Source organism: Syntrophomonas sp. UBA5494 (genome assembly GCF_002426325.1).
The window spans coordinates 15763-15993 of the sequence record NZ_DIPG01000139.1; positions in this window are offsets into that span (position 1 = coordinate 15763).

The window sequence follows — 231 nt, forward strand, 5'->3', positions numbered from 1 at the left end:
CCGCACCACGATAAACGAATAGATAATTCAGTAGTTTTTCTTTTTAAATCCTCTTTTAACAAATATTAACTGAATTGGCCTTGTAAAGTAAAGCCTTTGCCTCTATCTTATATTACTTGCCCGGAATATGAACTTCCTATTTTTTCCGCCACTTTAACTCTACCGGTTTTTTTCGGGCAACCACATAATATGTAATATTTCCCTTGCTCGTGCATATTAATTTAGCAGTCC